This window comes from Streptomyces sp. NPDC047982 (assembly GCF_043204165.1).
GTDB lineage: Bacteria > Actinomycetota > Actinomycetes > Streptomycetales > Streptomycetaceae > Streptomyces.
On the sequence record NZ_JBIDBS010000004.1, the window covers coordinates 219,027 to 243,584 of the forward strand.

Annotated in this window: 19 protein-coding genes; 9 read left to right on the top strand and 10 right to left on the bottom strand. The window is 72.0% G+C overall.

The features are described from left to right. Positions 1-174 precede the first annotated feature (174 nt). On the top strand, positions 175-1,101 hold the full coding sequence (locus ACGF2V_RS06515; protein ID WP_362703851.1) for a hypothetical protein: 927 nt from the start codon (positions 175-177) through the stop codon (positions 1,099-1,101). A gap of 186 nt (positions 1,102-1,287) precedes the next feature. On the opposite strand, the gene ACGF2V_RS06520 is transcribed toward ACGF2V_RS06515, so the two are convergent. Further along, positions 1,288-2,256, bottom strand: coding sequence for an SDR family oxidoreductase (locus tag ACGF2V_RS06520; protein WP_362703854.1), 969 nt, complete (start codon positions 2,254-2,256; stop codon positions 1,288-1,290). Positions 2,257-2,343: 87 nt separating this feature from the next. On the opposite strand from ACGF2V_RS06520, the gene ACGF2V_RS06525 reads away from it, so the two are divergent. The 4 genes from ACGF2V_RS06525 (at position 2,344) to ACGF2V_RS06540 (ending at position 6,135) form a co-directional block, all read left to right on the top strand. After that, on the top strand, positions 2,344-3,093 hold the full coding sequence (locus tag ACGF2V_RS06525; RefSeq protein WP_362621143.1) for an enoyl-CoA hydratase family protein: 750 nt from the start codon (positions 2,344-2,346) through the stop codon (positions 3,091-3,093). Between the two features lie 197 nt (positions 3,094-3,290). Then, a complete protein-coding gene (locus ACGF2V_RS06530; protein WP_362621145.1) occupies positions 3,291-4,145 on the top strand; it encodes a CoA-transferase in 855 nt (284 codons plus the stop codon). Positions 4,146-4,312: 167 nt separating this feature from the next. Then, positions 4,313-5,020: a CoA-transferase gene (locus ACGF2V_RS06535; protein WP_362621235.1), complete on the top strand. Its 708-nt coding sequence runs from the start codon at positions 4,313-4,315 to the stop codon at positions 5,018-5,020. After that, a complete protein-coding gene (locus ACGF2V_RS06540) occupies positions 5,020-6,135 on the top strand; it encodes a nitronate monooxygenase (RefSeq protein WP_362621147.1) in 1,116 nt (371 codons plus the stop codon). The genes ACGF2V_RS06535 and ACGF2V_RS06540 overlap by 1 nt, the downstream gene beginning before the upstream one ends. A gap of 222 nt (positions 6,136-6,357) precedes the next feature. On the opposite strand, the gene ACGF2V_RS06545 is transcribed toward ACGF2V_RS06540, so the two are convergent. The 5 genes from ACGF2V_RS06545 to ACGF2V_RS06565 form a co-directional block, all read right to left on the bottom strand. Continuing rightward, the gene (locus ACGF2V_RS06545) at positions 6,358-8,043 is read right to left on the bottom strand and encodes a DEAD/DEAH box helicase (RefSeq protein WP_362621148.1); all 1,686 of its coding nucleotides are present in this window, start codon (positions 8,041-8,043) and stop codon (positions 6,358-6,360) included. Positions 8,044-8,413: 370 nt separating this feature from the next. Next, the gene (locus tag ACGF2V_RS06550) at positions 8,414-8,617 is read right to left on the bottom strand and encodes a cold-shock protein (RefSeq protein ID WP_362621150.1); all 204 of its coding nucleotides are present in this window, start codon (positions 8,615-8,617) and stop codon (positions 8,414-8,416) included. Positions 8,618-8,858: 241 nt separating this feature from the next. Beyond that, positions 8,859-10,016 (bottom strand): acetyl-CoA C-acetyltransferase, encoded by a 1,158-nt coding sequence (locus ACGF2V_RS06555; RefSeq protein ID WP_362621152.1) that lies wholly within the window; start codon positions 10,014-10,016, stop codon positions 8,859-8,861. 62 nt (positions 10,017-10,078) lie between these two features. After that, entirely contained in the window at positions 10,079-10,711 is a 633-nt protein-coding gene (locus ACGF2V_RS06560) for a TetR/AcrR family transcriptional regulator (protein ID WP_362621154.1), read from the bottom strand. Between the two features lie 87 nt (positions 10,712-10,798). Then, the gene (locus ACGF2V_RS06565; protein WP_362621155.1) at positions 10,799-11,581 is read right to left on the bottom strand and encodes an SDR family oxidoreductase; all 783 of its coding nucleotides are present in this window, start codon (positions 11,579-11,581) and stop codon (positions 10,799-10,801) included. 92 nt (positions 11,582-11,673) lie between these two features. Between ACGF2V_RS06565 and ACGF2V_RS06570 the strand changes: the two genes are divergently transcribed. The 3 genes from ACGF2V_RS06570 to ACGF2V_RS06580 are packed head-to-tail and all read left to right on the top strand — an operon-like array spanning position 11,674 to position 14,872. Continuing rightward, positions 11,674-12,726 carry an enoyl-CoA hydratase gene (locus ACGF2V_RS06570; RefSeq protein ID WP_362703856.1) on the top strand — a complete coding sequence of 351 codons (1,053 nt, stop codon included), beginning with the start codon at positions 11,674-11,676 and terminating at the stop codon, positions 12,724-12,726. After that, on the top strand, positions 12,726-13,871 hold the full coding sequence (locus tag ACGF2V_RS06575; RefSeq protein WP_362621158.1) for an acyl-CoA dehydrogenase family protein: 1,146 nt from the start codon (positions 12,726-12,728) through the stop codon (positions 13,869-13,871). The genes ACGF2V_RS06570 and ACGF2V_RS06575 overlap by 1 nt, the downstream gene beginning before the upstream one ends. Beyond that, a complete protein-coding gene (locus tag ACGF2V_RS06580) occupies positions 13,871-14,872 on the top strand; it encodes an acyl-CoA dehydrogenase family protein (RefSeq protein ID WP_362621159.1) in 1,002 nt (333 codons plus the stop codon). Before ACGF2V_RS06575 ends, ACGF2V_RS06580 begins: the two co-directional genes overlap by 1 nt. A 65-nt stretch (positions 14,873-14,937) precedes the next feature. Here ACGF2V_RS06580 and ACGF2V_RS06585 read toward each other — a convergent pair whose 3' ends face one another. Then, on the bottom strand, positions 14,938-15,462 hold the full coding sequence (locus ACGF2V_RS06585; protein ID WP_362621161.1) for a pyridoxamine 5'-phosphate oxidase family protein: 525 nt from the start codon (positions 15,460-15,462) through the stop codon (positions 14,938-14,940). Between the two features lie 168 nt (positions 15,463-15,630). Here ACGF2V_RS06585 and ACGF2V_RS06590 point away from each other — a divergent pair, with 168 nt between their 5' ends. Beyond that, entirely contained in the window at positions 15,631-16,554 is a 924-nt protein-coding gene (locus ACGF2V_RS06590) for a rhomboid family intramembrane serine protease (protein ID WP_362703858.1), read from the top strand. A 280-nt stretch (positions 16,555-16,834) separates the two neighbouring features. On the opposite strand, the gene ACGF2V_RS06595 is transcribed toward ACGF2V_RS06590, so the two are convergent. The 3 genes from ACGF2V_RS06595 to ACGF2V_RS06605 form a co-directional block, all read right to left on the bottom strand. Next, positions 16,835-18,313, bottom strand: a complete 1,479-nt coding sequence (locus ACGF2V_RS06595) for a glutamate synthase subunit beta (RefSeq protein WP_362621164.1) — start codon at positions 18,311-18,313, stop codon at positions 16,835-16,837. Beyond that, entirely contained in the window at positions 18,306-23,003 is a 4,698-nt protein-coding gene (gltB, locus tag ACGF2V_RS06600) for a glutamate synthase large subunit (protein ID WP_362703860.1), read from the bottom strand. The genes ACGF2V_RS06595 and gltB overlap by 8 nt, the downstream gene beginning before the upstream one ends. A gap of 625 nt (positions 23,004-23,628) precedes the next feature. Next, positions 23,629-24,363: a VIT1/CCC1 transporter family protein gene (locus ACGF2V_RS06605; protein ID WP_362621167.1), complete on the bottom strand. Its 735-nt coding sequence runs from the start codon at positions 24,361-24,363 to the stop codon at positions 23,629-23,631. Positions 24,364-24,558 lie beyond the last annotated feature (195 nt).

The window sequence follows — 24,558 nt, forward strand, 5'->3', positions numbered from 1 at the left end:
GAGGGAGTCGATGCGGCGCGGAGGGGGTCTGCCCCAGGTCGGGCGAAGCCAAGACCTTGGGGAAGACCGACGGCAACGCGGCAAGCGGAGTCGCAGGTCGGCGCGAGCCCGCTCTCTGTGGCCCCAGGTCGATACAGTGGAGGCCGGTCGGACGTCGCGGACGGGGGTGGGCACGTGGCGGGCAGCGGTCGGGGCGGCAACCGTGCCGGTGGTGGCCCGGTCGTCCACGGTTTCCCTCATCTCGACACCGTCCGTTCCGCGATCACGGCGCTGTACCGGACGTTGTCGTACGACGGGGTGCGCGGTTACGCCACGAGCCTCGCCCCGGCCGATGTCGCTTTCTTCGACCACGACGACCCGCACCTCGGGGCACAGCGGGTGGCCCGGGCCGTGGTGCAGCACCTGCGCCTGCCGGACGCCCGGACGATCATCGCCTTCCGGACGATGGAGCATGCCGCCACGGTCGAACTCACCGCGGGGCCGGAGTACTTCATCGAACTCAACGACCGGTTCCGCACCCACCGCAGGGATGTCGGCGCCGCTCTCGCGCACGAGATCACGCATGTGCTGCTGCACCGGCTCGGCCTGGAGTTCCCCGGGACGCGGGACAACGAGATCCTCACCGACACCGTGACGACCTACCTCGGCGCCGGCTGGCTGCTGCTGGACGCCTTCCGCCAGGACGCCGTCTCCAGCCAGAAGCTCGGCTACCTCACCCCGGAGGAGTTCGGATACGTCCTCGCCAAGCGGGCGTTCGCCTTCGACGAGGACCCCGCCCCCTGGTTCACCAGCCCGCAGGCGTACACGGCTTACACGAAGGGACGTGCGCAGGCCCTGCGTGACACCCGGCAGCCTCCGCTCGCCGCCGCCGGCTGGGCGTCCCGGCACCGCTACGCCAGGGACCGGCGCGCCGCCCAGGAGGTTCGCGGCGCGTCCGCGCACCCGGCCCCCGATGTCTCGTACGCCTTCGACAACGGCCCGCAGGGGCTCCGGGTCTCCTTCCCCTGCCCCGCCTGCCACCAACGCCTGCGCGTTCCGGTGCGCGGCCGGATGCGGGCCCGGTGCGGACTGTGCCGGACGGTCCTGGACTGCGACACCTGAGCCGAACCGCCGTGCGGCCGTTCCCCGCCGGGCCGGGCCGCGGGGAACCTGACCGCAGAAGAACGGCGGGGCGTGAAAGTCCGGGGAACGGCAGGGCGTGGCCCGTCGCGCGGTGGTCGATGCGGCGGCTGAGGAACGAGCCGACCCCGTACACCGCCGTAACCCGGCCCCGTGCACCGCCCCGCCCTACTCCGCCCCGTACACCGGCCGCGGCGTCTGCGCCCGGGCGAGCAGCTTTCGGGCCGTCGCCCCCGCCTCGGCCGGGGCCCACCGGGCCCCGCGGTCCGCGGTGGGTCCGGGACGCCAGCCCTCCATGACCGTGATGCGCCCGGCCTCCGCCTCGAAGACGCGCCCGGTCACCCCGTCGCTCGCGGCCGAGCCGAGCCACACCACCAGCGGGGACACGTTCTCGGGGGCCATCGCGTCGAACTCCCCCTCCCCCGGCGCCGCCATCGTCTCGGCGAACGTCCGCTCGGTCATCCGGGTCCGGGCCGCCGGGGCGATCGCGTTGACCTGGACCCCGTACCGCCCCAGCTCCGCGGCGGCGACCAGGGTCAGGCCCACGATGCCGGCCTTCGCGGCGGAGTAGTTGCCCTGGCCGACGCTCCCGAGCAGCCCCGCGCCGGAGCTGGTGTTGACGACCCGGGCGACCGGTGGACGACCCGCCTTGGCCTCGCTCCGCCAGTGCGCGGCGGCCTGACGCAGCGGCAGGAAGTGCCCTTTCAGGTGGACGCGCATCACCGCGTCCCAGCCGTCCTCGTCCAGGTTCACCAGCATCCGGTCGCGCAGGAACCCGGCGTTGTTGACCAGGGTGTCCAGCCGTCCGAAGGTCTCCAGCGCGGTCGTGACCAGTGACGCGGCCCCTTCCGTGGTGGCGATGTCGCCGGTGTGGGCGACCGCCTCGCCGCCCGCCGCCGTGATCTCGTCGGCCACCTGCCGGGCCGGGCCGTCCGATCCCCCGGCCCCGTCGGCGCCGACACCGAGGTCGTTGACCACGACCCGCGCCCCCTCGGCGGCGAAGGCGAGCGCGTGCGCCCGGCCGAGCCCGCGACCGGCTCCGGTCACGACCACCACACGCCCGGCACACAGTCCCCCGGCGGTCTCCGCCACCCGCCCCAGTCCTGCCGCGCCATGTCCGTCCCTGCTCGTGGCCATCACACCTCTCCCCTGTTGGCGATGCGGGGGCAGACTGCTACCTTCCACACCTAACAAATGTTTGGTGGAAAGGTAGCTGATGCGCTCATGGGTGTCTCCACCACAAGCCCGGACAAGGGCGTCCGCCTGGTCACGGTCGACTACCCGCCCGTCAACGCGCTCCCCGTGCGGGGCTGGTACGACCTCGCCGACGCCCTGCGCGCGGCCGGGCGCGACCCGGAGGTCCGCTGTGTCGTCCTGGCCTCCGCGGGACGCGGTTTCAACGCGGGCGTCGACATCAAGGAGATGCAGCGCGACACCGGGCACGACGCCCTGATCGGCGCCAACCGCGGCTGCTACGAGGCGTTCTCGGCGGTGTACGCGTGCGAGGTGCCGGTCATCGCCGCGGTGCACGGCTTCTGCCTCGGCGGCGGTATCGGGCTCGTCGGCAACGCGGACGCGATCGTGGCGAGCGAGGATGCCACGTTCGGCCTGCCCGAACTGGACCGGGGCGCGCTGGGCGCGGCGACCCATCTCGCCCGGCTCGTGCCGCAGCACCTGATGCGCGCGCTGTACTACACCTCGCGCACCGCCACCGCCGCCGAGCTGCACGCCCACGGTTCGGTCTGGAAGGTCGTCCCGCGCAGCGAACTCCTCGACGCCGCCACGGAGTTGGCGGGCGAGATCGCGCGCAAGGACGGATATCTGATCCGGCTGGCCAAGGCCGCCATCAACGGCATCGACCCGGTCGACGTCCACCGCAGCTACCGCTTCGAGCAGGGCTTCACGTTCGAGGCCGGGCTCAGCGGTGTGGCCGACCGGGTCCGCGACACCTTCGGCAGGGAGGCACGACCGTGACCGACACCAAGACCGGGACCTCGCCCGAACCCGGGACCGAACCCGGACCCGGCACTGAAACCGGCCCCAGGACCGGAACCGGAACAGGGGCCGGGACCGGACAGGAACCCGGACCCCGGACCGAACCCGAAGCCGGGACCGGAGCCGGGACCGGGACCGGGGCCGGCACCGCTCCGGACGCGAGGACCGACAAGAGCATGACCGCCCGCGAGGTGGTCTCCCGTCTCTCCAGCGGGATGACGATCGGCATCGGCGGTTGGGGCTCGCGTCGCAAACCAATGGCGCTCGTGAGGGAGTTGCTGCGCTCCGACGTCACCGATCTCACCGTGGTCTCCTACGGTGGCCCCGATGTCGGCCTGCTCGCCGCCGCCGGCAGGATCCGCAAGCTGGTCGCGGCCTTCGTCACGCTCGACTCGATTCCGCTCGAACCGCACTTCAGAGCGGCCCGACAGCGCGGCGCATTCGAACTGATGGAGCTCGACGAGGCCATGCTCATGTGGGGACTGCACGCCGCAGCGAACCGACTGCCGTTCCTCCCTGTCCGCGCCGGGATCGGTTCGGACGTGATGCGGGTCAACCCCGTTCTGCGGACAGTCACTTCACCGTACGCCGACGGCGAGGAGTTCGTCGCGATGCCCGCCCTGCGGATGGACGCGGCGCTGGTCCACATGAACCGTGCCGACCGGTTCGGCAACGGCCAGTACCTGGGCCCCGACCCATACTTCGACGACCTGTTCTGCGAGGCCGCGGACGCGGCGTATGTCTCCTGTGAACGCCTCGTGGAAACCTCGGAGTTGACGGAGAAGGCCGCCCCGCAGACCCTCCTGGTCAAACGGCACTACGTCACCGGGGTCGTCGAGACACCGAACGGCGCGCACTTCACCTCCTGCGCCCCCGACCACCCCCGCGACGAGGCGTTCCAGAGGGCGTACGCCATCGCCGCCGCCGACCCCGCCGCCTGGGCGGAGTTCGGCGACCGCTTCCTGCCCGCGCACGGCGACGAGAACAGCTATCAGGCGGCCGTCCGGACCTGGCACGAGGAGCAGCAGTGACCACGGATCGCACCACGGACCACATCCCGGTCGAAGCGACGGGCCGCACCACGGTCGAAGCCCGCACCACGGCCGAAGCGACGGACCGTGTCACGCAGGACGCGGCGGACCGTACCACTACCGTCACCGGCGCACCGCGGCCCCCCGCCACCCGGGCCGAGTACTGCGTGATCGCCTGCGCCGACGCCTGGCGGGGCGACGGCGAGGTGCTGGCCAGCCCTATGGGTGTCGTCCCGTCCATCGGCGCGCGGCTCGCCCGGCTCACCTTCGCCCCGGATCTGCTGCTCACCGACGGCGAGGCGCTGATCGTGGGCCCGGACGGCACGACGGAGGGCTGGCTGCCCTACCGTCAGCACCTCACCATGGTGACGGGCGGCAGGCGTCACGTGATGATGGGGGCGAGTCAGCTCGACCGGTTCGGCAACCAGAACATCTCCTGCATCGGGGACTGGCACCGGCCCGACCGGCAGCTGCTCGGGGTGCGCGGCGCTCCCGTCAACACCCTTAACAATCCGGTGAGTTACTGGGTTCCCAAGCACTCCCCCAGGGTCTTCGTCGAGCGCGTCGACATGATCTGCGGCGTCGGGTACGACAGCGCTGCCGCGGCCGGCCCCTCGGCGCGGCGCCACCACCGCGTCCGGCGCGTCGTCACCGATCTCGCCGTCCTCGACTTCGCGACCCCGGACCACTCGATGCGCCTGGTCTCGCTGCACCCGGGCGTCACCGTCGAGCGGGTCCGCGAGGCCACCGGCTTCGCGCTCGCCGTCGCGGATGACGGCGTCCCGCCCACCCGGGAACCCACCCCCGCGGAGCTGCGCCTGATCCGCGAGGTCATCGACCCCGCGGGGACACGGGACCGCGAGGTGCGGGTCTGATGCGGACCGCGCTCACCGATCTCGTCGGTGTCCGCCACCCCGTCGTGCAGACCGGCATGGGCTGGGTCGCGGGCCCCCGGCTGGTCTCCGCCACCGCCCGCGCCGGGGCGCTCGGCATCCTGGCGTCCGCGACGATGACGACGGAGCGGCTGCGGGCGGCGGTGCGCGAGGTCAAGTCCCGTACGGACGAGCCGTTCGGGGTCAATCTGCGGGCCGACGCCGGGGACGCGCGCGAGCGGGTGCGGATCATCATCGACGAGGGCGTGAAGGTGGCGTCCTTCGCGCTGGCCCCCTCGAAGGACCTCATCGCCGAGCTGAAGGACGCGGGGGTGGTCGTCATCCCGTCGATCGGTGCCCGGCGCCATGCGGAGAAGGTCGCGGCGTGGGGCGCGGACGCGGTGGTCGTGCAGGGCGGCGAGGGCGGTGGCCACACCGGCGATGTCGCGACCACGGTGCTGCTGCCGCAGGTGGTCGACGCCGTGGACATCCCGGTGATCGCGGCGGGCGGCTTCCACGACGGTCGTGGCCTGGTCGCGGCGCTGGCCTACGGGGCGGCGGGCATCGCGATGGGCACGCGGTTCCTGCTGACGTCGGACTCGCCGGTGCCGGACGCGGTGAAGGCCCGCTACCTGGCGGCGGGCGTCAAGGACATCACGGTCACCACGGCGGTGGACGGACTGCCGCACCGGATGCTGCGTACGGAGATGGTCGCCGCGCTGGAACACGCGGGCCGCGTGCGGGCGTTGGCGCAGGCGGTGCGACGGGCCGCGGGCTTCCGACGGATCTCCGGCCTCGGCTGGTCGCGGATGGTCCGCGACGGTCTCGCGATGAGGCACGGCAAGGACCTCTCCTGGAGCCAGGTCCTGCTCGCCGCCAACACCCCCATGCTGCTGAAGGCGTCCATGGTCGACGGCCGCACCGATCTCGGCGTGATGGCGTCGGGGCAGGTGGCCGGGCTGATCGAGGATCTGCCCAGTTGTGCGGAGCTGGTGGAACGGGTGATGGCGGAGGCCCACGCGGCCCTGGGCACGGTGTCACGCGCCCTGGACCCGCTCGCAGCACCGCTCTCAAAGGCACCGCCCCCGCCGCCGGACGACGGAACGGCGGCGCGGTGACCATGACGACGGCCGGGCCGTGACCGGACGCACTCCGGTCACGGCCGTGGTCACGGTCACCGCGCCTCGTCCACGCGTGCTCCGTCGCGTCCCCGCGCGTGCTCCGTGTCCCCGCCCATGTCGCGTGCCCCACGCGTACGGGAGGTGACGGGAGACGGGTGACAGGTGACAGGTGACGGGAGACGGGTGACGGGTGACGGGTGACGGGTGACCGAAGTACGGCTACGCGGCCCGGCGGCCACGTCCCGTCCGCTCGTCACCACCGCGTCCGGCCCCGGATCCTGACCCGGCCCGGGTCCGGGAGCGCCCGGTACCCGCCGCGCGGGAGGAACCGCCGCTCGTGGAGCCGTCCGAGCCCCGGCGCTCGCCCCCGGCGCCCCGGCGCTCACCGCCTCCGGGGCCCCGGCCCGTACCGTCGGCGCCACGACCGGTGCCGCCGCGTCGGCGACGGCGCCCGCCCGGAGCGGTGCCGGGACCGTCCGACTCGGCCCCGCCGGACCGGGTGCGCTGCTTCGGCGGGGTGACCGGCTGCGGGACCTCGATGACGACCGCGACACCGGACGGTTCCCGGGCCCCGGTGATCCGGACCAGTTCCTCGTCGCCGGAACGGACGCGGGTGGTACGCGGGGAGATGCCCGCGTCGGCCATCAGCCGGTTCATCTCCCGCTTCTCCTCGGGCAGCACCAGGGTGACGACGCTGCCGGACTCACCGGCCCGCGCCGTGCGCCCGCCTCGGTGGAGGTAGTCCTTGTGGTCGGTCGGCGGGTCCACGTTCACGACCAGGTCGAGGTCGTCGACGTGGATGCCGCGTGCCGCCACGTTCGTCGCGACGAGCGCGGTGACCTGACCGTTCTTGAACTGGTCCAGCGTCCGGTTGCGCTGTGGCTGCGAACGCCCGCCGTGCAGGGCCGCGGCCCGTACCCCGTTGGCGAGCAGCCGCTTGGCGAAACGGTCGGCGGACCGCTTGGTGTCCACGAACATGATCACCCGGCCGTCGCGGGCGGCGATCCGGATGGCGACGGCCTTCTTGTCCGTCTCGTCGGCCACGTGCAGCACATGGTGCTCCATCGTCGTGACCGCGCCCGCCGACGGATCGACCGAGTGCACGACGGGGTCGGTGAGGAACATCCTGACCAGCCGGTCGATGTTCGCGTCGAGCGTCGCGGAGAACAGCATCCGCTGGCCGCCCGGCTGAACCTGCTTGAGCAGCGCCACGACCTGCGGCATGAAGCCCATGTCGGCCATCTGGTCGGCCTCGTCGAGAACGGTGACGGCGACCTGGTCGAGGCGGCAGTCCCCGCGTTCGATGAGGTCCTTCAGCCGGCCCGGGGTGGCGACGAGCACCTCGGCGCCCCGTCGCAGCGCGAGGGACTGCCGGTTGATCGACATGCCGCCGACGACAGTGGCCAGGCGCAGATGGACGGAAGTGGCGTACGGCGTCAGCGCGTCGGTGACCTGCTGGGCGAGCTCGCGGGTCGGGACGAGGACCAGCGCGAGAGGCGCCCGCGGCTCGGCGCGCCGCCCGGCGGTACGGGCCAGCAGTGCGAGGCCGAAGGCGAGGGTCTTGCCGGACCCGGTGCGGCCCCGGCCGAGGATGTCCCGGCCGACGAGCGAGTTCGGCAGAGTGGCGCCCTGGATCGGGAAGGGGTCGGTGACCCCCTGCGCGGCCAGGGTCTTCAGCAGGGCCGTCGGCATGTCCAGTTCGGCGAACGCCTCGACGGCGGGCAGTGCGGGGGTCAGAGTCTCGGGCAGGGCGAACTCTCCCTGCGGCGGCGCGGCCCTGCGACGGGACGACGCCTTGCCGGGGCCCTTGCCGGACCCCTTGGCGGCCGCCTTCGCCGGGGCCGTGCCGCGCCCCCTCGACGGGCGGTTGCGGGCAGGTCGGTCCTGGCGTTCGAAGCGGGTCATACGGAATTGCCCTCCTGGGGATTCCTGAGATCTCCCAGGACCCCCCGGGGAATCGCCGGGGACCGCTGGGACTGCATCATCACGGGACTTACGGAAATACGGGACTACGGAAATACGGGACAACGGCGCTACGGGACCACGGCGCTACGGGACCACGGGCCTACCGGACTGGGGGACCATCGGGGCCGCAGGAACCACATGGACCGCGGGTAACGCGGAACAACGGGGCTGCGGGGAACCCTCCGGGCCGGGTCCCGGGGCTCGATGCTTGGTGCTCGGTGCCTCGGTGCCTCGATGCCTCGGGGACAGCACAAGCCGGGACCCGCACCTCGACGGTGCGGGCCCCGGCTGCGGGTTGCGCGTCCGACGGTCAGGCCGGGACGATGTTCTCCGCCTGCGGGCCCTTCTGGCCCTGCGTCACGTCGAACGTGACCTTCTGGCCCTCCTGGAGCTCACGGAAGCCGGTGGCGCTGATGTTGGAGTAGTGGGCGAAGACGTCGGCGCCGCCGCCGTCCTGCTCGATGAAGCCGAAGCCCTTTTCCGAGTTGAACCACTTCACGGTTCCGGTGGCCATGTCATTCTCCTCAACAGGTGCAGTGCTGGAAATCCGCACTTCACGAATTCCAAGTCGCCGCATTGAGCCCCATCCGGAGAAAGCCGGAAAACAATAATGCGCCCGACGAAGCATTCCCGTCAGGCGCACATCATGTTCATGGGTACCAAAACTGCAACGAGGCAACCGTAGCACGTTCCGCCGGCCGCGGCGGGGACGCGCCGCGCCGCGAGCGGCGGATTTTGGGCCGGACCGGAGGAGATCAGAGCCGTTCGATGATGGTCACGTTCGCCTGGCCGCCGCCCTCGCACATGGTCTGGAGCCCGTAGCGGCCCCCGGTGCGCTCCAATTCGTGGAGCAGCGTCGTCAACAATTTCGCACCGGTTGCGCCGAGCGGGTGACCCAGGGCGATCGCGCCGCCGTTGACGTTCACCCGGTCCGGGTCGGCGCCGGTCTCCTTCAGCCAGGCCAGGACCACCGGGGCGAACGCCTCGTTGATCTCGACCAGGTCCATGTCGTCGATGGTCATGCCGGTCTTCGCCAGCGCGCGGGCGGTGGCCGGGATCGGGGCCGACAGCATGCGGATCGGGTCCTCGCCGCGTACGGAGAGGTGGTGGACGCGGGCACGCGGGGTGAGGCCGTGCTCGGCCACGGCGCGTTCGGAGGCCAGCAGCACGGCGGCGGCCCCGTCGGAGACCTGTGAGGAACAGGCCGCGGTGATCGTGCCGCCCTCCATGACCGGTTTCAGCGCGGCCATCTTCTCCAGGCCGGTGTCGCGGCGCGGCCCCTCGTCGGTGGTGACGTCGCCCACGGTGACGGTCTCGCGCGCGAAGCGGCCCTCGTCGATGGCGCGGAGCGCGCGCCGGTGGGAACGCAGGGCGAACTCCTCCATGTCGAGGCGACTGATGCCCCACTTCTCGGCGATGAGCTGGGCGCCGTGGAACTGGTTGACCGGCGCGTCGCCGTACCGGGCGCGCCAGCCCTCGCTGCCCGCGTACGGTCCTTCCGTCAGTCCGAGCGGCGCGGCGGCCTGGCGGGAGGCGAAGGCGATCGGGATCTGCGTCATGCTCTGGACACCGCCCGCGACGACCAGGTCCTGCGTGCCGGAGAGCACGCCCTGGGCGGCGAAGTGCACGGCCTGCTGGGAGGAGCCGCACTGGCGGTCGACGGTGACGCCGGGGACCTCCTCGGGCAGTCCGGCCGCCAGCCAGCAGGTGCGGGCGATGTCGCCGGCCTGCGGCCCCACGGCGTCGAGGCAGCCGAAGACCACGTCGTCGACGGCCGCCGGGTCGATCCCGGCCCGCTCGACGAGGGCCTTGAGTACATGAGCGCCGAGGTCGGCGGGGTGGATCCGTCCGAGTCCGCCCCCGCGCCTGCCGACCGGGGTGCGTACCGCTTCGACCATGTATGCCTCGGCCATGACTGCCACTCCTTCACTGAGCTCAAGGGCTCACGAGTTCACGGGTTCACGGGTTCACGGGTTCACGGGGCTTTCTCAGGGCCCAGGTGGTCCAGGGCGATGCCGTCCAGGACCATCGAGAGGTACTGGCGGGCGATCTCGTCGGGGCTGTGCTGTCCGCCGGGCCGGTACCAGGAGGCGGCGACCCAGACGGTGTCGCGGACGAACCGGTAGGTGAGGCGGATGTCGAGGTCGGCGCGGAAGGTCTTGTCGGCGACGCCGCGCTCCAGCGTGCCGAGCCACGCCTGCTCGAAGTTCCGCTGGGAGTCGACGAGGTACCGGAAGCGCGGCTGGGTCGCCAGGTGCTTGGACTCCTTCTGGTAGATGGCGACGGCGGCGCGATGCCGGTCGATCTCCCGGAAGGACTCGGTGACGAGGGCCTCGATGGTCTCCCGGGGGCCGAGTCCGGCGGCGAGCACCGCGTCGTACCCCTCCCAGAGCTCGGTGAGGAAGGTCGAGAGGATCTCGTCGATCATCGACTCCTTGGAGTCGAAGTGGTAGTAGAGGCTGCCCGCGAGCATCCCCGCCGCGTCCGCGATCTTGCGGACGGTGGTGGCGTTGTATCCCTGCGCGGCGAACACCTCGGCAGCGGTGTCGAGCAGTTCGCGTCGGCGCTCGGGCGAGGGGGTCACCTGGGGCTTCTTCTTGGTAGGCACCCGCCCATTCTCCGCCCACGGGCCCCTCCCCCGGACGTCGCGGGCGCGGCGGCGACCCTTCGCCCGGACACGCCGGGCGCCGTCCGCTCAGGCACGCTGACTGCTGACCGCGACGACCTCGCCCGTCATGTACGAGGAGTAGCCGCTGGCGAGGAAGACGATGACGTTGGCGACCTCCCAGGGTTCGGCGTACCGGCCGAACGCCTCCTTCGCGGTCAGTTCGTCGAGCAGTTCGGCGGAGGTGACCTTCACCAGGTGCGGGTGCATGGCGAGACTGGGGGCGACGGCGTTGACGCGTACGCCGTACTCGGCGGCCTCGATCGCGGCGCACCGGGTGAGCGCCATGACGCCCGCCTTGGCCGCCGCGTAATGGGCCTGGCCGCTCTGCGCGCGCCAGCCGACGACGGAGGCGTTGTTGACGACGACGCCGCCCCGCCCGGCCTCCCGAAGTGAGCGCAGGGCGGCCCGGGTGCAGCGGAAGGTGCCGTTCAGGGTGACGTCGAGGACCTTGGTCCACTGCTCGTCGGTCATCTCCGTGAGCGGTGCGGTGCCACCGAGGCCGGCGTTGTTGACGACGATGTCGAGGCCGCCGTGAGCACGTTCGGCGAGCGCGAAAAGGGCCTGGACCTGCGCCTCGTCGGTGACGTCGCAGGGCAGTGCGGCGACGCGGTCCGCGCCGAACTCCTCGGCGAGGGCGCCCTCGGTCTCCCCCAGGCGGCGGGCGTGCGCGTCCCCGATGACGACGCGGGCTCCCTCCTCCAGGAATCTGCGGGCGGTGGCGCCACCGATTCCGGTGCCCGCCGCGGCGGTGACGACGGCGCCGCGGCCGGCCAGCAGCCCGTGTCCGGGTTCGTACTGCGGTGCGCTCACGCCCGTGCCTCCTCGGTCCCGGTCCCGGTGTTCTCGACGGCGCTCAGCCCGTACGTTAACCTACCAAACACTTGTTAGGGAAGGATGAGCCGATGCCCGATGCCCACGCCACGTCCGCCGGTCGTCCCGACACCCGCACCGGCACCGACGGTGGCGCCGACGCCGCCGGCGGAACCCTCACCGGCGCCGAGGTCGTGCTGTACGAGCGCCGGGGGCCCGTCGCGTACGTGACGCTGAACCGCCCGCGCTACCGCAACGCGCAGAACTCGGCGATGACCTACGCCCTGGACGCCGCGTTCTACCGGGCCGCCGAGGACTCCGAGGTGAAGGTCGTCGTGCTGGGCGGCGCCGGGGACCACTTCTCGGCGGGCCACGACATCGGCTCCCCCGGGCGCGACGCCCATCTGCCGTTCGAGCGCCGGGCGGGGCTGTGGTGGGACCACTGCGACAAGGCGGGCGCGGAGAGCCGCTTCGCCCGTGAGTCGGAGGTCTATCTCGGCATGTGCAGGCGCTGGCGCGAACTGCCGAAGCCGGTCGTCGCCGCCGTCCACGGGGCATGCGTGGCGGGCGGGCTGATGCTCGCCTGGGTCTGCGATCTGATCGTGGCGAGCGAGGACGCCTTCTTCGCCGATCCGGTGGTCCGGATGGGCATCCCCGGCGTCGAGTACTTCGCACACCCGTGGGTGATGCCGCCCCGGATCGCGAAGGAGTTCCTGTACACCGGCGACCGGATGAGCGCCCGCCGCGCCCACGAGGTCGGCATGGTGAACAAGGTGGTGGCGCGCGACCGACTCGCCGCAGCCACCGAGGAACTGGCCCTTCGGATCGCGCGGATGCCGCGCATGGGCCTGGCGCTCACCAAGCGCGCGGTCAACCAGGCCGAAGATCTCCAGGGCCTGCACACCGGCCTCGACTCGGTCTTCGGGCTGCACCATCTCGCGCACGCGCACAACGCGGAGACGGCGGCGGACCCGCTCGGCGGCATGGACGTCGCCTCGATGAAGCGGGCGGAGACCACGAAGCGGCCGGACACGACGAGGTCGGCCGACACTCCAGGGCCGGCGGACACGACGAGGCATCCGGGCATGACGGGACCGAAGCAGACGGCGGGACAGGCGGAGACGACAGGGCAGGTGGGCGGCTGATGGATCTGTCCTGCACCGCCGAGGAGGAGGCGTTCCGGGCCGAGGCGCGGGCCTGGCTGCGGGACAACGTGCCCGCCGAGCCGCTGCCGTCCCTGGAGACTGCCGAGGGCTTCGCCGCGCACCGGGCGTGGGAGGCGCGGCTGCACGAGGACCGCTGGTCGGTCGTCTCCTGGCCGCGTGCCTACGGCGGGCGGGGCCTCGGTCTCTTCCACTGGCTGGTCTTCGAGGAGGAGTACTACGCGGCGGGCGCGCCCGGCCGGGTCTCGCAGAACGGCATCAACCTCCTCGCCCCGACCCTCTTCGACCACGCCACCGAGGAGCAGCGGGCCCGCGTCCTGCCGCCGATGGCGAGCGGCGAGGTGATCTGGGCGCAGGCGTGGTCCGAGCCCGAGGCGGGTTCGGACCTGGCGTCGCTGCGGTCGCGGGCGGTGCGCACGCAGGGCGGCTGGCTGTTGTCGGGGCAGAAGACGTGGTCGTCGCGGGCGGCGTTCGCGGACCGGGCGTTCGGCATCTTCCGTACGGACCCGGGGGCCGCGAAGCCGCACCACGGGCTGACGTATCTGATGTTCGACCTCTCGGCGCCGGGGGTGACCGTGCGGCCGATCGGACGGCTGGACGGCAAGCCCGCCTTCGCCGAACTGTTCCTGGACGAGGTGTTCGTGCCGGACGAGGACGTCATCGGGGAGCCGGGACAGGGATGGCGCATCGCCATGGCGGCGACGGGCGCCGAGCGGGGGCTGACGCTGCGCTCCCCCGGCCGCTTCCTGGCCGCCGCGGACCGGCTGGCCGCGCTCTGGCGCGACCGGGGCGACCCGTCGGACACCGCGCTGCGCGACCGGGTGGCGGACGCGGTCATCGGGGCGCGCGCGTACCAGCTGTTCACCTGCGCCGCCGCGTCACGGTTCGCGGCCGGGTCGGCCGTCGGCGCCGAGTCGAGTCTCAACAAGGTGTTCTGGTCGGAGTACGACATCGCGCTGCACGAGACGGCCCTCGATCTGCTGGGACCGGACGCGGAACGGGCGGACTCCGCGTGGGCCGAGGGGTATGTCTTCTCCCTCGCGGGCCCCATCTACGCGGGCACGAACGAGATCCAGCGCGACATCATCGCCGAGCGTCTGCTGGGCCTGCCGAAGGGACGGCGCTGATGCGTTTCCTGCTCGACGACGAGCAACGGGACTTCGCCCGCTCGCTGGACGCGATGCTGACGGCGGCCGGCACCCCGTCGGTGGTACGGGCCTGGGCCGCGGGGGACTTCGGGCCGGGCCGGACGCTGTGGGCACGCCTGGCGGAGGCGGGGGTGTTCGCCCTCGCCGCGCCGGAGGAGTACGGGGGCGTGGGGCCGCTCCCGGTCGAGCTGGCGGTCGCGTTCACCGAGCTGGGGCGGCACGCGGTACCGGGGCCGGTGGTGGAGACGGTCGCGGCCGGGGTGCTGCTGGCGGGCGTGGGCGGCGCCGCGGCGAAGGAGTGGCTGCCGCGTCTGGCGTCCGGCACGGCGTCGGCGACGCTGCGGATGGACGGGTACGGGCCGTACGCGCTGGACGCGGACGCGGTGGACGCCGTGTTCACGGTGGCCGGTGACACGTTGCGGTCGGCACCGGGGCACGGGACGCTCGCACCGTCCTCGGATCCGGCCCGGCGGCTGCTGCGTCCCCCGCCGGGCGGGGAACCGCTGGCGTCCGGGCCCGGGGTGGTGCGGGCGGCGGCGCGCGCCGCGCACTGGGCGGCATTCGCGACGGCGGCGCAGGCGCTCGGCACGGGCGAGGCGCTGTTGCGGACCACGGTCGATCACGTGAAGCGGCGTTCCCAGTTCGGCGCGGCCATCGGGTCCTTCCAGGCGGTCAAGCACCGGCTCGCGGATGCGCTGACCGGCCTGGAGTTCGCCCGTCCGCTGCTGTACGGGGCGGCGCTCGCGCTCGCCGAGGAGGCGCCGGACGCCGGTGCGCAGGTGGCGGCGGCCAAGGTGACGGCGGGCGAGGCGGGGTACGCGGCGGCGCGCGCGGCGCTGCAACTGCACGGAGCGGTGGGCTACACGGAGGAGCTGGACCTGTCGCTGTGGCTGCGGAAGGCGCGTCCGTTGCGGGACGCGTGGGGGACGCCGGGAGACTGCCGGGCGCGGGTGCTGGCGGGGTCTGCGGGGCCGAAGTAGTCCCTCCCCGGATGCGTCCTCTCCGGAGGAACCCGGAAAGGACGTGCCCGGGGCGGTGCGTGCCGTCAGGCTTCGTACGGGGTGCCGTCGGCGGGCCGGTGGATGGTGCGCACCGGCGCCCCCGGCCGCCACAGACGCAGCACCATCGCGTCGGAGCCGAGGGTGGTCAGGAGCACCTCGTCCAGTTCCCCGCGGAAGAGCTGGAACGGCTCCGGCGGTTTCGCCTCCTCGGTGAAGCGGGCCAGGAACGCGGGGTCGGTCACCTCCACCGCCCGGCCGGAGATCCGGACGTCGCCGTCCGCCATTTCGGCGTCCGGCCCCGGGTTGGCCTGTACGGCGAAGCGCGGATCGCGCAGCAGGTCCAGTGCCTTGCGTGAGTCGGGCATCATACCGAGCAGCAGTTCGCCGAAGCGGAAGTCCACCTCCAGGCCGGTGACCCGGGGCGAACCGTCCTTGCGGAGGGTGGCCAGGACGTGGTGCCGGTACAGCCCGAAGCGGGCCCGGACGGTGTCGGCGAAGTCCTGGTGGGCCGACCGGAACGCTTCCCAGGAACGCGAAGAACTCGAAGAACTCGACGAACTCGTTGTCATGGGGACATGGAACCCGGGAAACCCGACATCTCCTGTCCGGTTTCCCGGGGACATCCCGGCCCCAGCCCGTTGGGACACCCACTCGCGCCTCTGTCGGCATCCGTTCGCTATTTTGATCGCCGCCGCCCCACCGGCCGCTTCAAGTCCGCCCACCGTGAGGAGCCCGCCGTGGATGCAGAGGCCACCACCTGCTTCCGCCACCCGTCCTACGAGACGTATGTGAGCTGCGTCCGCTGCGAACGGTTCATCTGCCCCGACTGCATGCGGGAGGCGGCCGTCGGCCACCAGTGCGTGGAGTGCGTGAAGGAGGGACAGCGGTCGATCCGGCAGGCCCGTACGGTGTTCGGCGGCGTGGTGGCGAGGACCGCGGCGCCGCTCGTCACGTATGTGCTGATCGGCCTCAACGTCCTCGCGTACCTGGGCGAGTTGGTCCGCCCGGAGCTCGTCGACCGGTTCGCGATGCTGGGCGCCGGGCTGACCGCGCCCGACGGGAGCCAGTACGTCTACGAGAACGGTGACTTCACCGGCTTCGACGTGATCGGGGTGGTGGACGGCGAGTGGTACCGGCTGCTGACCGGGGCGTTCCTGCACCTCCCGCCGACCGGGGCGTCGTTCGGCGCGCTGCCGTTCGGGATCCTGCACATCGTTTTCAACATGTACGCGCTGTGGAACCTGGGCCGTGTCGTCGAGGAGCAGTTGGGCCGGGCCCGGTATCTGGCGTTGTATCTGCTGTCGGCGCTGGGCGGTTCGGTCCTGGTGTATCTGATCGCGCCGTTCGACGGCACGGTGGGGGCCTCGGGCGCGGTCTTCGGTCTCGGGGCGGCGTTCTACGTCATCAATCGGCGCCTGGGGCGCGACATGCGGGCGGTCAACCGGTTCATGGCCGGGTTCCTGGTCTGGATGCTGATCTCGGCCGGATTCACCTCGTGGCAGGGGCACTTGGGCGGCCTGCTGACCGGTGGTGTCGTCACGGTCGCGTACGCGTACGCCCCGGTGAAGGGCCGTATGGCGGTCCAGGCCGCCGCGTGCGTGGTGCTGCTCGCCGTGCTGGCGCTGCTGGTGGTGCTCAAGACGTCCGCGCTGCTGGAGTGATGCCGGGCCGCGGCCCGTTCGCGGCGGCGGCCCACGACGGCGGCGTTCCCGGGCATGCCGCGGCGCCTGCCACGTACCGCGTCACCCGCCCCCGCGCGCGTCGGCCTATCGCGTCCCGCCGTCCCCGGGGCACACCTGGTCCCGCCGCCCTCCGGGCACACCGGACACATGGCCTCGGCCGCCCCGGGCATGCCGCGGCGCCTGCCGATGGTCCGGGTCGGGGACGGGCAGGCGCCGCGTTCAGTTCCGTACGCCGTTGTACGGGACATCCTCGGGGTGATCAGACCGCCAGGGCGCGGTCCGTCGGGCGGATCGGGGCCGGCAGGGCGCTGGCACCGGTCAGGTAGCGGTCCACACCGCGCGCCGCGGAACGGCCCTCGGCGATGGCCCACACGATGAGGGACTGGCCGCGACCCGCGTCACCGGCGACGAAGACGCCCTCGACGCTGGTGGCGAAGTCCGCGTCGCGCGCGATGTTGCCGCGCTCGTCGAGCTCCACGCCGAACTGCTGGACCAGGCCGTTGGACCGGTCCGTGCCGGTGAAGCCCATGGCCAGGGTGACCAGCTGGGCGGGGATCCGCCGCTCGGTGCCGGGCTTCGGCTCCGGCCTGCCGTCCTTGAACTCCACCTCGACCAGGTGCAGGGCCTGCACATGGCCGACGGTCTGTCCCTCTTCGGGAGCGGAGCCCTCGAAGTGGGTGGTGGAGACGGAGTACACCCTCTCGCCACCCTCCTCGTGCGCGGAGGTGACCTTGTAGAGCATCGGGAACGTCGGCCAGGGCTGGTTGGCGTTCCGCTCCTCGCCCGGCCTCGGCATGATCTCCAACTGGGTGACGGAGAGCGCGCCCTGGCGGTGGGCGGTGCCGACGCAGTCGGCACCGGTGTCGCCGCCGCCGATGACGACGACGTGCTTGCCCTCGGCACTGATCGGGGAGACCGTCAGGTCGCCCTCCTGCACCTTGTTCGCGAGCGGGAGGTACTCCATCGCGAAGTGCACACCGTTCAGCTCACGGCCCGGCACGGGCAGGTCGCGGGAGACGGTGGCACCCGCGGCGATGACGACCGCGTCGTAGCGGCGGCGGAGCTCGGCCGCGTCGATGTCGCGGCCGATCTCCACCTCCGTGCGGAACTTGGTGCCCTCGGCGCGCATCTGCTCGACGCGACGGTTGATGTGCGACTTCTCCATCTTGAACTCGGGGATGCCGTAGCGCAGGAGCCCCCCGATGCGGTCCGCGCGTTCGTAGACGGCGACGGTGTGTCCGGCCCGGGTGAGCTGCTGGGCGGCGGCGAGACCCGCCGGGCCCGAGCCGATCACGGCGACGGTCTTGCCGGAGAGCCGCTCGGGCGGCTGCGGGGTGACGTCGCCGTTGCCCCATGCCTTGTCGATGATGGAGACCTCGACGTTCTTGATGGTGACGGCCGGCTGGTTGATGCCGAGCACGCAGGCGGACTCGCACGGCGCCGGGCAGAGCCGCCCGGTGAACTCCGGGAAGTTGTTCGTGGCGTGCAGGCGCTCGGACGCGGCCGTCCAGTCCTCGCGGTAGGCGTAGTCGTTCCACTCGGGGATGAGGTTTCCGAGCGGGCAGCCGTTGTGGCAGAACGGGATGCCGCAGTCCATGCAGCGTCCGGCCTGCTTGCTGATGACCGGGAGCAGCGAGCCGGGGACGTGGACCTCGTTCCAGTCCTTGAGGCGCTCGGCCACGGGGCGGGTCTCGGCGACCTCGCGCCCGGTGGTCAAAAAGCCCTTGGGGTCAGCCATGAATCGCCGCCTCCATCATCTTCTCGTTGGTCTCCTGCTCGGAGAGACCGGCGAGCTCAGCGGCGTCCTTGGCGGCGAGCACGGCCTTGTAGGTGGACGGGATGATCTTGCTGAAGCGGGAGGCGCCGCCGTCGGCGCCGTCCCAGTCGGCGAGCAACTTCTCGGCGACGGTGGAGCCGGTCTCCTCGTGGTGGCGGCGCACCACGTCGTGCAGCCACTGCCGGTCGGTGTCGGAGAGTTCCTCGATCGCGTCGTGGTTGCCGGCGTTGACGTGGTCGCGGTCGAGGTCGACGACGTAGGCGACGCCGCCCGACATGCCCGCGGCGAAGTTGCGTCCGGTCTCGCCGAGGACCACGGCGTGGCCGCCGGTCATGTACTCGCAGCCGTGGTCGCCCACGCCCTCCGAGACGACGGTGGCTCCCGAGTTGCGGACACAGAACCGCTCGCCGGTCCGGCCGCGCAGGAACATCTCGCCGGCGGTGGCGCCATAGGCGAGGGTGTTGCCCGCGATGGTGGAGTACTCGGCGAGATGATCGGCGCCCCGGTCCGGGCGGACGACGATCCGGCCGCCGGAGAGGCCCTTGCCGACGTAGTCGTTGGCGTCGCCCTCCAGGCGCAGGGTCACGCCGCCGGGCAGGAACGCTCCGAAGGACTGGCCGGCCGAACCGGTGAAGGTGAGGTCGATGGTGTTCTCGGGCAGTCCTGCGCCGCCGAACTTCTTCGTCACCTCGTGGCCGAGCATGGTGCCGACGGTGCGGTTGATGTTGCGGATCGGGAGCTGGGCCCGGACCGGCCGGGCGTTCTCGGCGCGGTCCGCGTCGAGGGCGTCGGCGGCCAGCCTGATCAGCTCGTTGTCCAGGGCCTTGGCGAGGCCGTGGTCCTGCTCGACGCGCCGGTGGCGGGCGGCGCCCTCGGGCAGGTCGGGGACGTGGAAGAGAGGGGCCAGGTCGAGGCCCTGTGCCTTCCAGTGCGAGACCGCGCGGTCGGTGTCGAGGACTCCGGCGTGGCCGACGGCCTCCTCGATCGAGCGGAAGCCCAGCTCGGCGAGGAGTTCGCGGACCTCCTGGGCGATGAACTCGAAGAAGTTGACGACGTACTCGGCCTTGCCCGAGAAGCGGTCGCGCAGCACCGGGTTCTGGGTGGCGATGCCGACCGGGCAGGTGTCCAGGTGGCAGACGCGCATCATGACGCAGCCGGAGACGACGAGCGGCGCGGTCGCGAAACCGAACTCCTCGGCGCCCAGCAGCGCGGCGATGACGACGTCGCGGCCGGTCTTCAGCTGGCCGTCGGTCTGCACGACGATCCGGTCGCGCAGGCCGTTGAGCAGCAGGGTCTGCTGGGTCTCGGCCAGGCCCAGTTCCCAGGGGCCGCCCGCGTGCTTCAGCGAGGTGAGCGGGGAGGCGCCCGTTCCGCCGTCGTGGCCGGAGATCAGGACGACGTCCGCGTGCGCCTTGGAGACACCGGCGGCGACCGTGCCGACGCCGACCTCGGAGACCAGCTTCACGTGGATGCGGGCCGCCGGGTTGGCGTTCTTGAGGTCGTGGATCAGCTGGGCCAGGTCCTCGATGGAGTAGATGTCGTGGTGCGGCGGCGGGGAGATCAGGCCGACTCCCGGGGTCGAGTGCCGGGTCTTCGCGACCCAGGGGTAGACCTTGTGGCCGGGCAGCTGGCCGCCCTCGCCGGGCTTGGCCCCCTGGGCCATCTTGATCTGGATGTCGTCCGCGTTGACCAGGTACTCGCTGGTCACACCGAAGCGGCCGGAGGCGACCTGCTTGATGGACGAGCGGCGCTCCGGGTCGTGGAGGCGCTCGGGGTCCTCGCCGCCCTCGCCGGTGTTGGACTTGCCGCCCAGCCGGTTCATGGCGATGGCGAGGGTCTCGTGGGCCTCGCGGGAGATCGAGCCGTACGACATGGCGCCGGTGGAGAAGCGCTTGACGATCTCGGAGACGGGCTCGACCTCGTCGACGGGGACCGGCGCGCGGTCCGAGGCGAAGGCGAACAGGCCGCGGAGCGTCATCAGGCGCTCGGACTGCTCGTTCACGCGGTCGGTGTACTTCTTGAAGATGTCGTAGCGCTTGGTGCGGGTGGCGTGCTGGAGGCGGAAGACGGTCTCCGGGTCGAACAGGTGCGGTTCGCCCTCGCGGCGCCACTGGTACTCGCCGCCGATCTCCAGCGCGCGGTGCGAGGGGGAGATGCCGGAGGCGGGGTACGCCTTGGCGTGGCGGGCGGCGACCTCACGGGCGACGACGTCGAGGCCCGCGCCGCCGATCTTGGTGGCGGTGCCGGCGAAGTACTTCGAGACGAAGTCCTCGTCCAGGCCGACGGCCTCGAAGACCTGGGCGCCCCGGTAGGAGGCGACCGTGGAGATGCCCATCTTGGACATGACCTTCAGGACGCCCTTGCCGAGCGCGTGGATCAGGTTGCGGATGGCCTTCTCGGGCTCGATGCCCTCGATGAACGTACCGGCGCGGACCAGGTCCTCGACGGACTCCATCGCCAGGTACGGGTTGACGGCGGCGGCCCCGTAGCCGATCAGCAGCGCGACGTGGTGGACCTCGCGCACGTCCCCCGCCTCGACCAGCAGCCCCACCTGGGTGCGCTGCTTGGTGCGGATGAGGTGGTGGTGGACGGCCGAGGTGAGCAGCAGCGACGGGATCGGCGCGTGCTCGGCGTCGGAGTGCCGGTCGGACAGGACGACGAGACGGGCACCGTCCGCGATGGCGGCGTCGACCTCGGCGCAGATCCGCTCGATCCGTACCGCGAGGGCCTCGGCGCCGTCGGCGACCCGGTAGAGCCCGGAGAGCGTGGCCGCCTTCATGCCCGGCATGTCGCCGTCGGCGTTGATGTGTATCAGCTTGGCCAGCTCGTCGTTGTCGATCACCGGGAACGGCAGCGTGACGCTGCGGCAGGACGCGGCGGTCGGCTCCAGGAGGTTGCCCTGAGGGCCGAGCGAGGAGCGCAGCGAGGTGACGAGTTCCTCGCGGATGGCGTCCAGCGGCGGGTTGGTGACCTGGGCGAACAGCTGGGTGAAGTAGTCGAAGAGCAGCCGGGGCCGCTCGGACAGGGCGGCGATCGGCGAGTCCGTGCCCATGGAGCCCAGCGGTTCGCCGCCGCTTCGGGCCATCGGCGCGAGGATGACGCGCAGCTCCTCCTCCGTGTAGCCGAAGGTCTGCTGGCGGCGGGTGACGGAGGCGTGCGTGTGCACGATGTGCTCGCGCTCGGGAAGGTCCCCGAGCTCGATGACCCCGGCCTCCAGCCACTCCTGGTAGGGGTGCTCGGCGGCCAGCGACGCCTTGATCTCGTCGTCCTCGATGATGCGGCCCTCGGCCGTGTCGACGAGGAACATGCGGCCAGGCTGGAGGCGGCCCTTGCGGACCACCTTCGCCGGGTCGATGTCCAGGACGCCGACCTCGGAGGAGAGCACGACGAGTCCGTCGTCGGTGACCCAGTAGCGCCCGGGGCGCAGCCCGTTGCGGTCGAGGACCGCGCCGACCTGGGTGCCGTCGGTGAAGGTGACGCAGGCCGGGCCGTCCCAGGGCTCCATCATCGTGGAGTGGTACTGGTAGAAGGCCCGTCGGCCGGCGTCCATGGTGTGGGTGGACTCGGGGCTCTCCCACGCCTCGGGGACCATCATCAGCACCGCGTGGGGCAGGGAACGGCCACCGAGGTGGAGCAGCTCCAGCACCTCGTCGAAGGAGGCGGAGTCGGAGGCGTCGGGCGTGCAGACGGGGAAGATCCGGTCGAGGCGCGCGGAGCCGCTGTGCCCGTGGTCGGCGGAGCCGCTGTGCCCATGGTCGGCGGAGCCGCTGTGCCCGTGGTCGGCGGAGCCGCTGTGCCCGTGGTCGGCGGAGCCGCTGTGCCCGTGGTCGGCGGAGCCGAACAGGTCGGAGGCGAGCTGCGACTCGCGGGCCCGCATCCAGTTGCGGTTCCCCTTGACGGTGTTGATCTCGCCGTTGTGTGCGACGAAGCGGTACGGGTGGGCGAGCGGCCAGCTCGGGAAGGTGTTCGTGGAGAAGCGCGAGTGGACCAGGGCGACGGCGGTGGCGAGGCGGCGGTCGGAGAGGTCGGGGAAGAACGGCTCAAGCTGCCCGGTGGTGAGCATGCCCTTGTAGACGAGGGTGCGGGCGGAGAGCGAGGGGAAGTACACCCCGGCCTCCCGCTCGGCGCGCTTGCGCAGCACGAACGCCTTGCGGTCGAGGGCGATGCCGGTGGACTCGCCGTCCGCGACGAAGAGCTGGCAGAACTCGGGCATGGTGGCGCGGGCACCGTTGCCGAGGATGTCGGGGGCGACCGGGACCTCGCGCCGGCCGAGGACCGTCAGGCCCTCCTCCGCGGCGATCTTCTCAAGCTGCCGGAGGGCCTCGGCGGACTCGCCCGCCGGGAGGAAGGCGATGCCGACGGCGTACGCACCGGCCTCGGGGAGGTCGAAGGCGACCTCTTCGCGCAGGAAGGCGTCCGGCACCTGGAGGAGGATCCCGGCACCGTCGCCGGAGTCGGGCTCGGAACCGGTGGCACCGCGGTGTTCGAGGTTGCGCAGTACGGTCAGCGCCTGTTCGACCAGTTCGTGGTCGGCCACACCGGTGAGTGTGGCCACGAACCCGACACCGCAGGCGTCGTGTTCGTCACGGGGGTCGTACAGCCCCTGCCGGGCGGGGCGACCGTCCATGGGCGACCAGGCGTCGGTACGCATGGGCTCTCCCGTCGTCGTCGTGGCATGTGCGGTGCCGAGGGACGACGTTGGCCCTCTGCGAAAGTGCGTGCATCTACATGATGGGGCGCTTCTCGAGACGCGAAAAGCTCGTTCCAACATGCGGACATCGGGTGATACGGGGATGAAGCGGTGGGGTGTGTCGCAGTTGGAGATCGGCGCCCGGAGGGGCCGGAAGGGGCCGCAGAGAGAAGGCGTCGTTGCCCGCGGTGTCTACGGCTCATGCCCGGTGGCCAAGAAAACGAAACCGCCGGGTAAGGGCTGCTGAGGAGCAGCTCCGTCGTGGAGGACGATGTTATGCCCGGCGGAGCGGTCCCGCCCAGAGGCGGGTTTCAGGACGTACATCACACGACCGGCCGAAGCGCATCACGCGGGCGGAGGACGGCGGAGCGTGCCCACGGCAGACGCGGGAGGCCGGGCACGCAAGACGCGCGACGGGGGCGCGCACAGACGCGGGGCGTTCCCACCCCGGAAGCAGAAAGGGCGCGCCAAGCGCGGAACGGGCCCGCCCGTTTCGTTCCGCTCGCCCTGGTGGTGCCGTGACCGGCAAGGTTCGCCCCCCGTCGCGCCGCCCGGCACTTCTCCGGGAGGGACACCAGGAGCCCCGTCAGCCCCCGACGGCCACACCGAACAGCGTGCCCAGACCGTAGGTGACCGCCGCGGCGGTCCCGCCCAGCACGAGCTGACGCAGCCCGCTGTACAGCCAGCTGCGCGCCGTCACCCTGGCTACGACCGCACCGCAGGCGAACAGCCCGGCCAGCGCGAGCAGCACGGCCGGCCACAACGCGCTCGCCCCCAGCAGATACGGCAGCACCGGCAGCAGGGCGCCCAGAGCGAACGAACCGAAGGACGACACGGCGGCGACGAGTGGCGAGGGAAGGTCGGCGGGATCGACGCCGAGCTCCTCGCGGGCGTGGATCTCCAGTGCCTGTTCGGGGTCGCGCGAAAGCTGCCGTGCCACCTCGCGGGCGAGCCCCGGCTCGACGCCCCGGGCCTCGTACAGCGCGGCGAGCTCCCGCTCCTCGTCCTTGGGGTGCTTGCGCAGCTCGCGCCGCTCGACGTCCAGCTCCGCCTCGACCAGCTCGCGCTGCGAGGCGACGGAGGTGTACTCACCGGCCGCCATGGAGAACGCGCCCGCGGCGAGACCCGCGAGGCCGGTGATCACGATCGTCTGCTGGGAGACGGCACCGCCCGCGACCCCGGTCATCAGGGCGAGGTTGGAGACCAGGCCGTCCATGGCCCCGAAGACCGCCGGACGCAGCCAGCCACCGTTCACGTCGCGGTGGGTGTGGTTGTCGCGGTGCGCCTCGTGCAGTACGGCGTCGGTCTCGATGATGGCCACGGTTCTCCCCTTCCGATGGCGGGTTCATGTGCTCCACCCCGCCCAGCACCATCGAAAGTACGCACGAAAAATGGCTCCCGCCAGCAAGGAAGGCCGTACTTACCACCCTCCGTAACCAGGTAAGTACGGCCTTCCTTGCTGTCCGGGCCCCCTCATCCGACTGGGCCTTTTGCCTTGAATATCAGCCTTTGCCGG

Coding starts and splice junctions, on each gene's coding strand:
- ACGF2V_RS06520 (WP_362703854.1), bottom strand. CDS start 2,256: ATGGCCACGAGCAGGGACGGACATGGCGCGGCAGGACTGGGGCGGGTG.
- ACGF2V_RS06525 (WP_362621143.1), top strand. CDS start 2,344: ATGGGTGTCTCCACCACAAGCCCGGACAAGGGCGTCCGCCTGGTCACG.
- ACGF2V_RS06530 (WP_362621145.1), top strand. CDS start 3,291: ATGACCGCCCGCGAGGTGGTCTCCCGTCTCTCCAGCGGGATGACGATC.
- ACGF2V_RS06540 (WP_362621147.1), top strand. CDS start 5,020: ATGCGGACCGCGCTCACCGATCTCGTCGGTGTCCGCCACCCCGTCGTG.
- ACGF2V_RS06545 (WP_362621148.1), bottom strand. CDS start 8,043: ATGACCCGCTTCGAACGCCAGGACCGACCTGCCCGCAACCGCCCGTCG.
- ACGF2V_RS06550 (WP_362621150.1), bottom strand. CDS start 8,617: ATGGCCACCGGAACCGTGAAGTGGTTCAACTCGGAAAAGGGCTTCGGC.
- ACGF2V_RS06555 (WP_362621152.1), bottom strand. CDS start 10,016: ATGGCCGAGGCATACATGGTCGAAGCGGTACGCACCCCGGTCGGCAGG.
- ACGF2V_RS06570 (WP_362703856.1), top strand. CDS start 11,674: ATGCCCGATGCCCACGCCACGTCCGCCGGTCGTCCCGACACCCGCACC.
- ACGF2V_RS06575 (WP_362621158.1), top strand. CDS start 12,726: ATGGATCTGTCCTGCACCGCCGAGGAGGAGGCGTTCCGGGCCGAGGCG.
- ACGF2V_RS06580 (WP_362621159.1), top strand. CDS start 13,871: ATGCGTTTCCTGCTCGACGACGAGCAACGGGACTTCGCCCGCTCGCTG.
- ACGF2V_RS06585 (WP_362621161.1), bottom strand. CDS start 15,462: ATGACAACGAGTTCGTCGAGTTCTTCGAGTTCTTCGCGTTCCTGGGAA.
- ACGF2V_RS06595 (WP_362621164.1), bottom strand. CDS start 18,313: ATGGCTGACCCCAAGGGCTTTTTGACCACCGGGCGCGAGGTCGCCGAG.
- gltB (WP_362703860.1), bottom strand. CDS start 23,003: ATGCGTACCGACGCCTGGTCGCCCATGGACGGTCGCCCCGCCCGGCAG.